Genomic DNA, 8,212 nt, shown 5'->3' with positions numbered 1-8,212 from the left:
TGGCCCTAAGAAGCGGTGGCATAATGAAACAGGAAGGTGGCTCCGTTTGATCAATTGACTAACGATGATCAGACTGGGATAAGTCCATCAGAACGGTGCGGAGGGTGGCACTCAAGGCACGGCGGATTATGGAGGCATTAGGGTGACCCTCAAGAGAAGGTGCTGATACCGCCGATGTGATGGTCTCTCTATAGATTAGTGGCGCTTCTATAGATGGCGGTCCCGTCGCTTTGCCAGGGTGCGCCTTTCCCTCCGTGTCCGCAGTGTACAACGACTTCCCCAGGGAAACCCATCCGTCTTGTTCACTGGGCCAACTCTGCCATCTCTCGTGCAGGAGTCGTCAGCCACGAAGACCCGGGAGGTGTTGCAAGCGGTTGTCAGGATGGAACGATTCGGTCGGAAAAGACAAATTCGAAGGCTGGCCGTAGCGTCTGCTCGCCTAAGAGAATTCGAGTGCTCCGGTGATTTGCGAAATTAGTTCCCGTGAGGAATTTCATCGTGGGAATAAAGCAACCTAATCCCACTTATTCCTTCATACTTCGCCGAGTCTTTTGGGGTCTCGAGCCGTTGTCGATGCCTAATATTTTCACACGGGGAGGCTTAGATCCTCCGGTAGTACCTTGCAGAAATCGAGAAATTGGTCTTGTCGCATCATTTGGGGTGCCGATGGTAATAGGGGCGCCAATGCTTGTGACCAACGCGACGATTCACGTGGCCTGCATCATCAAGTTGGAAAAGGTGAATCCAGGTATTGTCCGTCAGTTCACGCACGCGGTCGTGGTGCGCGATCACATTATCGATCGCGTCCTGCGGTGCCTCAATGATGACATTGAGGCGCAGGGGTTCATGCATCCACCTTACACCGTCGTGCAATGACTGCAACCCTAAACCTACTCGCAGATCTCCACCATTGCCCTCAAGAACGCCAATAGACCCACCTACAACGTTATGTAAAACCTTATTGCCGCTCCCCAATCGGAGATTGTCCACCATTGACCCGTAGTACTGAAGGTTGATCCAATTGGCCACTATCATCGGTGCCGTCATAATTAGCTCTAGCGTGGAAAAATCGGAATCATGATGCCAATTATAGTCGTGAAGAAAGACACGCCCAGCTAGATTGCACTCTCGAGTACGGATACGCGGGGCAACAATCAAAGCTGCATTACCGGCCAGGGCCCATTCTGGACGCAACTGCGCCCAGTTGCGAGCGCGTGAGCGGATTTGTGCGCCAATGGTTGGCAGGGACGTGTCACGAATTCCTAAAGACAAAGCGCGTTCTAAACGAGTGGTTTGTCCTGCGCTTTCCAACCAATCGTGTAGTTGCTGCACATCGTTCACGTGGGATAACGGCACTTCACTCGTGTCAAATAGTCGAATCTCGTCCGTCGTGGTGTTGTGCAATCCCGCGATAAAGTGCGTGTCTTCAGGGATGGCGATGGACTTGCGCGCGAGCCCGCGGCGCGTGACGGGATCATTGAGCAACGCGGCAGCGATTCGAGCATTTACCTCCCCAGATTGACCGCCGCAAGCGCCACAATCCAAACTGGTCGCCTGCGGATTGTTGGTGGTGGTACTCGCATGCCCAACAAACAATACCAGTCGTGCGAATCCCTGGGTCATCCCCATGTTTCGTAAAAGAAGTTCCGCTGTTGCCGGGCGATCGTCCTCCGGAATGCCTGTCGATCCGCCATTACTATATGCTTCTGATGGTACTTCTATGGCAGTCAGCACAGGTTTCAGACGTTCGTGAACCCTTGTCGGCAACCCTACGTGTTCAGGACGTGGTGCAGATCGAGTCCATCCCATGCTGTCACTAATGAGCTTTGGGCCCAATAATAGACCCGCGGCCTCGACAAATCCGAAAGTGGATGCGGCTGAAGTTTTGAACAACTTCCATGCCTTGGCCATACGAATCCGTGTATACCGTCGAGCCATTTGTTTGCGTGACTCGAGCTCATTCTCTTTACCCAAAGACTCGGCAATACGATACGATGGATTGAATAGGATCGGTAGGTGCGCCTCGCCCGCTAGGGCACCGAAAGGAAGGAACTCCATCGGAATACCGAAGAATCCGGCAAAACCCAGTGTTTGAATTCTTGGATTTACCGTTTCCAACGCCCTCCGGTAGACCTCAGAACGCACGTCAATACAAAATACCACTTGCGCGTCGGGGCGATCGTTTATTGGCACGGCATCCTGAGGGTTTGTTAAGCATGTCGCTAATTGCCTTTGGTATCCGACTTCGAACGCTGTCTGTAGTATGGCATCAATCTGGAATCGGATGTCAGGGCGATCTGCAGCCAAGGAGATTTCATCCAGAGACTGACGCCAACGCATCTCAAATTCTTTGCTGCAACGTAACTGATAGAGCAAGGCGTCCCAAGTAAGACGGATAGCGAGCAGATCTCGTATCGAGTCGTCGCGGTTGCCTTGCAATTCTGCTTGCCAACGCAGATATCGTGTCCACCCCGCCCAACCACCAATACTCAACAACGCTGCATGTAGATAATCGTCAACCGCCTGAATCGGCACATTCAATTTGTCCAGGGCGCTTACTATTGCGCCTTCAGCGGTATCTGGCCACGTGGTCAGCGCCTGACGAAGGCCGCGCACGCCCATCACTCGAGGGCTCTTGTCAAGGAGCGCAAAAGCCCGCCAGCCGCTATAGAGCGGTGTATCTTTCCAAGGCGTTGCCCATACGGCTTGACCTTCGTCAAAATATGCCGCACAGTATCGACTGATGCGTTCGACTACGAAGCTTGGCCAGTCCTGGCCATCAAGTTCTGAAAGGACATTCGTGACAAGTTTAAGTGGTCTCGCTGATGGCGGAGTGTCCGAATAAAGCCGGTGCTCAAAGGCAGACACGTCCCATGGACTTTCTAACTCGGTTAAGGCTTGCGCCAAATCGTCCCGAGTAATTCGACCACGAGCCATTTGCTGGCGGTAGTAGTCGCGGGGCATGCATAATCCCGAGCCGCTAATGCGGCCCAAGGTGTCGTGGGCCTTCCAAAACGGCTGGTTACTTAGACCTAAATATGGATTGGCCGCCACAAAATTTTTCAGAGGCCATAGCGGCGCAATGCGTTGGCAGGCGATCTCAACCTTATTTGCAATCTGCGATTCGTACACTGACATAGTACTCATGATATCTCCCCCCAGAGTCACTTTTGGCGCGACCCTGGCAACAATGCCTTGGTGTTCGCAGATGTGAATCTTTGCAGTAAACGAGTGAATACCAAATCGATGTAAAGATCGTTATAAAGATGCACATAGATGGCCTGTCCAAGGGGATGACGTCGTAGCCGCGGTAGCATCTGCTGAACCAACAATAGGCCTACGAATGTCACAACGACTAATCCCAAGAGACCATCGAAGAGTACATCAGAGGGCCCAAGGCGGGTAGGCAAACTGGCCCGAAATAGTACGGTAAAAAGTAATTCCAGGCCGAAATAGGCTACAGAAATTAACACACTAAGCAGAATGGTCATCCACACAAAACCGCTCACGCCAATTTGTCGAATGTTTAGGGCTTGTAAAAGCAACTGTGATACGGCCACGATCAGAATGAATCCCATCACAATAAGCGAGGTCTGGTGAACCACTGGCACCCCGAATACGAATGCTGTGCCGATGGCGATGGGTGCCGCAATCGCCAGACTGCCGATAGCCTTACCTACGCTTGCGGTGGTGGGGACTGTCGGGAGTGCCGGAATGCGGAAATAGTCTACCACGCTACCTGATGACAGAAAAGCATGGGCCTTGTACACGGAGTGCGAGACAATGTGCAATAACGCGAGGCTGTAAAGTCCCATGCCGCATTCCAGCAACATGAAACCCATTTGCGCACTAGTGGAATATGCCAGTGTTCCCTTAATATTGGTTGCGGTCATCATCATTAGAGAAGTAGTTGTGATAGCTACAAGTCCCGTGATTATCAGTATGTTTCCGGTCCATATTACCCGTGACATGATGGGCACCGTGCGCAGCAGTAAAAATGTTCCGGTATAGATAATCCCGGCGTGTAGCAATGCGGAGACCGGCGTTGGGGCTTCCATGACTTGGATGAGCCATCCATGGAACGGGAATTGTGCACTCTTGAGGATGGCACTCAACACGATAAGTCCTGCTGCGATCTGCAGCGACTCCGGTAAGGGGCCTGGGTTTCTTGCGAGTGCGTGAGCGATGTCGGTAAACTCTGACGTATGCAGAGAACGTGAGATAAGCAGGAAGGCGCCGAATAGGCTTGCATCCGCAATGCGGTGGAGCAGGTATTTCTTGCGGGCGGCCAGTACCGCGATGGGACGCTCGGGATAGAAGGCCAACAAGTTGTGCAAACATAGACTCGTGACGATCCAAAAGACGAGAAATTCCCAGATGTTGCCTGCCACAATAAGCACTAAGAAAGAGCCCAAGGTGAGACTCAGCCACCGATGGAAACGGCCTTCATGGGTGTCCCCATCCAGATACGCGGCCGAATAGCGTGCGACCACCATGCCGACCAACGTAACCAGTAGTAGCATCAACAGAGTGAGCCCGTTAACGTCGACGCTACGCGCTACTAGGCTTTGGACAGACGGTATATGCAGAACCAGGTAACGTGTGGGGGCAGTCATTCCCAAGACATAGGTTCCGGCGGCCAGCACCGCACCCAACAACGCGATCCAAGCGGCACCCGTTGTCCATCCTCTGATGCGATGGGGATGTCGGTCGGCATCGACTCCTCCCACCACACCTACCATAAGTAACGGCAAAGGCAATATCAGCATGAGGTCAGACGTTATTACGGTGGAGACTCCTACCATTGCACACGACACCCCTTGTTTCGTCAATCAAACGGGCAAAAAAATTTCGCCCTCAATTTATGGCGATCTGAATCCATTGGCAGACCCCAGTCGATCTTAGAGACGACATACATAACACGACTTAAATGTCGCTTTATGATAGCGAAAAACGCTCAGAAATGCAATCCGCTCAAGCAGAAAATGATTATCGCGGAATCTGGGCTGCCCAAAAAAATGTGCAACCGCACCTACGGGCCTTTTTCGCCTCCCGTCGCGACAAAGACTATTCCTCAGTTTTGAACTAGTGTGCGCTTCCCCAGGTTATGAACTTAAGATGCCCGACCAATCATTAATTCATCTATCAAGACTAACGAAATCTTGGGTTAATTACTCACAGTCGTCGCGTGCTGACATCGTTAGTACAATGACGGATGCTACTTTCAAATACCCACCGTCAGTTGACCTCTTAAGCTCGCTCATTAATTCAGTAGTGGTTTGCTGCGCGGCGCCGGTTAAGCGGATACTGAAACACTTTCATCAATGGGCGACGACGTTCGGTCAGCATACCAAGCAGTGGTTTAGGATGGGACTCCAACCCGTGAAGCCCTGTGATTCGATAAATTTGGGAAGACATGATGATGTGGGCGGGTCCTTTAACCATCGCGAAAATCGTGCACGGGATCCCTACTTGCTTTATCATGAAATCGAGGTCGTGCTAAGTAGAGAGGAGCCGTGCTGATGGCTGAGTGGACGTTTCTGACGAACCACGCTCAAGTCCTGCTGTGTGTGGCTCGAAATGGGGGACGTATGACGGCCCGAGAAATCGCGGGGGTTGTGGGCATTACCGAGCGAGCGGTCCAACGTATTGTGGATGATTTAGAGAAGGCTGGGTACGTCAGCCGCTTCCGGGATGGACGACAGAACCGATATGAAATTCATCCGAACCTTCCGATGCGCCACCCCTTGCAACGAGGCCTCACGATTAAGGACCTGCTGGAATTATTGACCACTTCAGATCGTTAATTGGCGCACATTGTAGAATCAATACCCACGTAAAGCGGACCATAGCGAGCGAATCTTGCTTCGGGCCTGGCCTATGCTCTGTGCTGGTGTATCTCATATGTGTAGAATTCCCCGTCAAAACCATGGCTCTGTACAAAATGTAGAGAAACTTTGGCGTGGTTTAACCTCGGGTGGACCTTTTTGATAGGCCTTTCCACACTACGGCACGATCCGACGTGTTAGGTGAATACCTCGAGGGTTTGACGATGGCGTCACCTTTTGGTCTACCCATGCATCCTCTGCTCATATTTTGCATGGATCACACCAATCGGGATAAGAGGTATGGAAATCCTGACGTACGTCACATGGTTTCCATCCTGCAATCTCTTGCGCATTCCTTTATTGCGACACTAGACCAACTCTTGCTCCATCACACCATCAATCGCGATGACTGCGGTCGCCCATTTGCATGTCGCAGATCAAGGGCCAGAGAGTCGAACAAGGCTTTTTCTACCGTTCGAAACTCGTCTACAGGTCGCGCTGTCTAGCCTTGATCCTAGGCTACAAGGGAGGTGGATTCGTGCTGTCAGGGACCGAGAGAGCCCCCGCAATCCCTGATTCAATTAGGGGTTGCCCCCCGGTCGTCCGCCTGGCCTCGGGGGTGGATTACCGCCCGGAGCATGGGGAGGGGGACCCGGGGGACCGTGGGGTGGCCGGTTAGGAAAGGACGTCGTGGGCGGGCCGGCAGGTGTTGGTTGACATCGTGTAGTCGGGGGCCAATAGAGACTATCCCAAGGAAGGGGCACTCCGACATGCCAATCCGATTCTGGCACCAGAAAGTCGGCACTGACGGCGGGTCCACAGCCGGGTTCCCATAACTCATGCGGGTCGGATGCCAATACTGTCACCTCTTCATGATGGTGGCCAATGGTTTTTGGCTGGGTGCCTCGAATAAACCAGGCACCTTCAATATCGTCTTTGGGTGTTAGTGGACCTGCCAGCATACCTGAGGTGATCGAAACGTGCGCCACATATACCATCCCCGGAGGGCGAGGAAACGGTTTGGCCGAAATATGCTCTTGTTGGTTAATCTGTTCCATAATTTGACGCCAAATGGGCCCCGCCGCCACATCCCCATAGGCCGGCCCACTTGGCGTCGATGGTTGTGGTAGTTCTCCTTTTTCATTCCCTTCCCAGACGCCGACCACCATTTGTGGTTCGTATCCCATAAACCAGGCATCGCGCTCGCCGTTATTGGTGCCGGTCTTTCCAGCTGCAGGCCGGCCTATGCCGAGGTCGTAGCCTGTGGCATAGGCACCAGGCCCAATACTGGGAATTTCCTGAGGTTTGAGGACCCACTGCATCATTTGATCCATGATGTAGGCAACTTGTGGGGAGAATAGCGTTTTCGCGTGAGGTGAGTCCTGATATGCCACGGAACCGTCTTGCCGGACCACCTTTCGCACCCATATAGGCGTCATCATGACGCCGTTGTTAGGAAACGTGGCGTAAGCGCGAGTCATGTCGAGGACATTGACACCGCCTTTGTCAAATCCACCAATGGCTACGCCATATTGAGTAGAGTCAATCTGTGGAAGAGGCAGGCCAAAGTCCTTCGTCGCGAAATGGAATCCGGTTTGGATACCAATATCTTTGAGGAGATGCACGGCAACATCGTTATCGGAAATCGCGAGTGCGTCACGTAGGTCCATATATCCTCGATACAAATGGTCATCATTTTTAGGCCACCATGCTTGGCCATCAATGTTTTGGAATATCGGGACGTCTTGAATCACGGACATTTGCGTATAGCCTTTCATAATCGCCTCCGAATATTCCATGAGTGGCTTGATGGAGGATCCTGTCGAGCGTTGGACGGAGGGATTGGTTGCCAGGTCTTCCGGATCAGAGCCTTGGTATGTTCGTCCACCAATGACCGCCCATACGGCACCATTGTGCGGGTCTTCTACCATTACCGCCGCCTCATAGACTGGATTAGATCCGAAATTCTTCGTCATCCATTCATCGACAGCGCGTTGGGCAATAGTATACGCGGTGGGATCGAGTTCCGTATAGATTTTAAGGCCGCCATCGTCAATTTCCTGCAGGGAATACCCTTGGTGTTCTAAAACATGGATGACATGTTGGATATACCATGGGTATGGTAAGGACGCTTCCGATAGGGTAACGGCGTGGGGGCGTAAATCAAGCGGGGCGGAAAAAGCCGCCTTTGCTTGAGATGGTGTGATATAGCCGTACTTTGCCATGGCTGACAAAACCTGCCATTGCCGCTGCTTAGCAAGTTTAAGGTGGACTAACGGATCATATAAGCTCGGGGCTTGGGGAAGGCCTGCCAAAAGCGATGCTTGCGCTAACGAGAGGTGGCTGGGGGATTCATTAAAGTACGCTTTAGCGGCAGTGTCAAC

4 protein-coding genes are annotated in these 8,212 nt (G+C 52.4%); 1 reads left to right on the top strand and 3 read right to left on the bottom strand.

Annotated elements, in window-relative coordinates; all coding sequences use genetic code 11:
* Positions 1–651: 651 nt before the first annotated feature.
* Both ACOJWD_RS11310 and ACOJWD_RS11305 read right to left on the bottom strand, forming a co-directional pair.
* The gene (locus ACOJWD_RS11310) at positions 652–3,147 is read right to left on the bottom strand and encodes a YbcC family protein (RefSeq protein WP_486993337.1); all 2,496 of its coding nucleotides are present in this window, start codon (positions 3,145–3,147) and stop codon (positions 652–654) included.
* 17 nt (positions 3,148–3,164) lie between these two features.
* Complete coding sequence (locus ACOJWD_RS11305) at positions 3,165–4,805, bottom strand: proton-conducting transporter transmembrane domain-containing protein (protein ID WP_486993336.1); 1,641 nt, start codon at positions 4,803–4,805, stop codon at positions 3,165–3,167.
* A gap of 717 nt (positions 4,806–5,522) precedes the next feature.
* Between ACOJWD_RS11305 and ACOJWD_RS11300 the strand changes: the two genes are divergently transcribed.
* Complete coding sequence (locus tag ACOJWD_RS11300) at positions 5,523–5,807, top strand: helix-turn-helix transcriptional regulator (RefSeq protein WP_486993335.1); 285 nt, start codon at positions 5,523–5,525, stop codon at positions 5,805–5,807.
* 602 nt (positions 5,808–6,409) lie between these two features.
* Here the strand turns inward: ACOJWD_RS11300 and ACOJWD_RS11295 are convergent.
* The coding region (locus ACOJWD_RS11295; protein WP_486993334.1) for a transglycosylase domain-containing protein at positions 6,410–8,212 on the bottom strand (1,803 nt) is incomplete at its 5' end.

It is taken from the genome of Sulfobacillus sp. TH-112 (assembly GCF_057473405.1).
This window is presented reverse-complemented; position numbering and strand designations above follow the sequence as displayed.